Annotated in this window: 1 protein-coding gene; it reads right to left on the minus strand. The window is 71.0% G+C overall.

Annotated features, from left to right (window positions below; all coding sequences use genetic code 11):
- On the minus strand, positions 1-3,395 hold a 3,395-nt coding region (locus IEJ02_RS47565; protein ID WP_191070470.1), incomplete at both ends, for a type I polyketide synthase.

Here is a 3,395-nt window from a genome sequence, read left to right on the forward strand (position 1 = left end):
CTCGGACTTCGCCGACACCACCCACGGCACCAGCACGGCCAATCCGTCGCTCACCGGCGCGGCGACACGCCGTTCCTCGGGGGCCTGCTCAACGATCACATGCGCATTGGTCCCGCTGGCGCCGAAGGAGGAGACGCCCGCACGCCTCGGGCGCCCCGTATCCGGCCACTCCGTCGCGTCCGTGAGCAACCGCACCGCGCCCTCGGACCAGTCCACATGCGGCGACGGCTCATCGACATGCAGCGACTTCGGCAGCACACCGTGCCGCATCGCCAGCACCATCTTCATCACGCCCGCCACACCGGCAGCCGCCTGCGTGTGGCCGATGTTCGACTTGATCGAGCCGAGCCACAACGGCCGCTCCTCGATACCCCGCTCGCGCCCGTAGGTCGACAGCAGCGCCTGTGCCTCGATGGGATCGCCGAGTGTCGTGCCCGTACCGTGTGCTTCGACCGCGTCCACGTCAGCGGCCGACAGCCCAGCGCTTGCCAGCGCGGCCCTGATGACCCGCTGCTGCGACGGGCCGTTGGGAGCCGTCAGTCCGTTGGACGCGCCGTCCTGGTTGACGGCGGACCCGCGGACGACGGCGAGCACCCGGTGGCCGTTGCGCCGTGCGTCCGAGAGGCGTTCCAGCAGCAGCACGCCGACGCCCTCGGAGAACCCCGTACCGTCCGCGGCCCCCGCGAACGCCTTGCAGCGACCGTCGGCCGACAGCCCCCGCTGGCGGCTGAACTCCACGAACAGGGCGGGGGTCGACATCACGGTCACGCCACCGGCGAGCGCGAGCGAGCACTCCCCCTGGCGCAGCGACTGGGCCGCGAGATGCAGTGCCACCAGCGACGACGAGCAAGCGGTGTCCACCGTCACCGCGGGCCCTTCGAAGCCGAAGGTGTAGGAGACGCGGCCCGAGGCGATGCTGCCGGCGGTGCCGTTGCCGATGTAGCCCTCGACTCCTTCCGGCACCGTGGCCGAGCCGTAGTCGTGGTGCATGATGCCGGCGAAGACGCCGGTCTGGCTGCCGCGCACCGTCGCCGGGTCGATACCGGCCCGCTCCAGCGCCTCCCACGACGCCTCCAGCAGCAACCGCTGCTGCGGATCCATCGCCAGCGCCTCGCGTGGCGAAATACCGAAGAACTCCGGATCGAAATCACCGGCGTCGTACAGGAAGCCACCCTCGCGCGCATACGCCGTGCCCCGGTGATCGGGGTCCGGGTGATACAGACCCTCCAGGTCCCAGCCGCGATCGTCCGGAAAGGCGGAGATGGCGTCTCCGCCGCGGGCGAGAAGCCGCCACAGATCCTCGGGGGACTTCACTCCACCGGGGAAGCGGCAGCTCATGCCCACGATGGCGATCGGCTCGTCCTGGGAGGCGGCCACCGACACGCGATGCCCTGCGTCGGCAGCTACCTCGCCACTCCTGCCGAGCAGCTCATCACGGAGGTAGCGGGCGAGCGCCTGGGGTGAGGGGTAGTCGAAGACGAGGGTGGCGGGCAGGCGCAAACCGGTGGCCGTGTTCAGCCGATTGCGCAGCTCTACGGCCGTCAGCGAGTCGAACCCGAGCTCCTTGAACGCACGCTCCGGCTCGATCTGCTCCACCTCGGAGTAGCCGAGCACCGCGCCGACCCCGCCACGCACGAGATCCAGCAACGTCTGCTCCCGCTCGTCCTCCGAGAGCCCGGCGAGCCGGACGAGGTCACCGTGCGGGGCTGTGTCCATGCCCGCCGCGGCGTCCGCAAGGGCCCTCCGCGAGGGGGTACGCACCAGACGCCGGAGCAACGGCGGTACGGCTCCGGCACCACCACGGAGCGCTGCCGGGGCGATCCGCACGGGAACCAGCAGCGGCTGGTCCATGGCGCTCGCCGCGTCGAGGAGCGCAAGACCCTCGTCCGACGACAGCGGGATGACGCCGCCGCGCTCCATCCGGGCGACGTCGGCGTCGGCGAGGTGGCCGGTCATATCGCTGCGTTCGGCCCAGAAGCCCCAGGCCAGCGACGCCCCCGCAAGCCCACGCGCCCGCCGGCGCGCCGCCAGAGCGTCCAGGAACATGTTCGCCGCCGCATAGTTTCCCTGCCCCGCCGCACCAAAAGTGGCAGCGGCAGACGAGAACATCACAAACGCCGACAGATCCAGATCCCGCGTCAACTCATCCAGATGCACCGCCGCATCGACCTTCGGCCGCAACACCGCATCGATACGCTCCGGCGTCAACGACTCCACCACACCGTCGTCCAGCACACCGGCCGCGTGCACCACACCACGCAACGGACGATCCGCCGGAATACCCGCCAGCACCCCCGCCAAAGCCTCACGGTCGGCGACGTCGCAGGCCGCCACCGTCACCGACGCACCCAGCTCCCCCAGCTCGGCCTCCAACTCCACCGCACCAGCGGCCTCCCGCCCCCGCCGAGAGACCAGCACCAGATGCCGCACCCCCCGCTCGGCCACCAAATGCCGCGCCACCAAACCACCCAACGTGCCGGTGGCACCGGTCACCAGCACCGTGCCCTCAGCATCCCACGCAAACCCCGACCCAACTCCCCCAGCAGAAACCGCAGGAACAACGGCACACGCCAGCCGAGGCGCCAGAGCCTCCCCGGAACGCACGGCCACCTGAGGCTCCGCACACGACAGCACCGCCCGAAGCACGTCGGCCGACACCGCTACGTCATCCACGTCCACCAGGACGAACCGATCCGGATGCTCAGCCTGAGCCGACCGCACCAAACCCCACACCGCAGCCGCCGCCACATCCAGCACATCCTCACCCGGCACGGCCGCCACCGCACCCCGCGTCACCACCACCAACCGCGAACCGGCAAACCGCTCCTCAGCCAACCACTCCCGCACCACACCCAGAGCGCGGTGCGCGAGGCGGCGCGTGGCGGATGGAAGATCCTGTGCACCCGAGTCCGACTCGGACGCACATGGCACGAGGACGACATCCGGGGAGCCTGCCAGGCCGCCCAGCTCCGGGCTGCTCACTACCTCCTGCCCTGCCGCCTCCAAGGCGGCGGTGAGGCCGAGATCGTCCGATCCGACTATCGCCCACTGAGCCTGAGATGCCGCTCCCGGCGTGCCTTCTGCGGGCACACGGTCCCACTCCACGGTGAACAGCGAGTCCCTGGTCACCCGCGGGGACGCGGTGAGCTGGTCGGCCGCCAGCGGTCGCCCCACGAGCGAGTCGACCGAAGCCACCGGCACTCCGTCGGTGTCCGCCACCAGCACCGAGATCGCCTCGGCGCCCGACGGCGACAGGCGCACCCGCAGCGCTGTCGCACCCGTGGCGTACAGGGAGACGCCTGTCCAGGCGAACGGCAGACGCGCGGGGCCCGTCTCCTCGTCGTCCAGCCCCACCCCGGCCATATGCAGGGCGGCGTCGAGGAGGGCCGGGTGCA

It is taken from the genome of Streptomyces sp. 5-10 (genome assembly GCF_014712245.1).
GTDB lineage: Bacteria > Actinomycetota > Actinomycetes > Streptomycetales > Streptomycetaceae > Streptomyces > Streptomyces violaceusniger.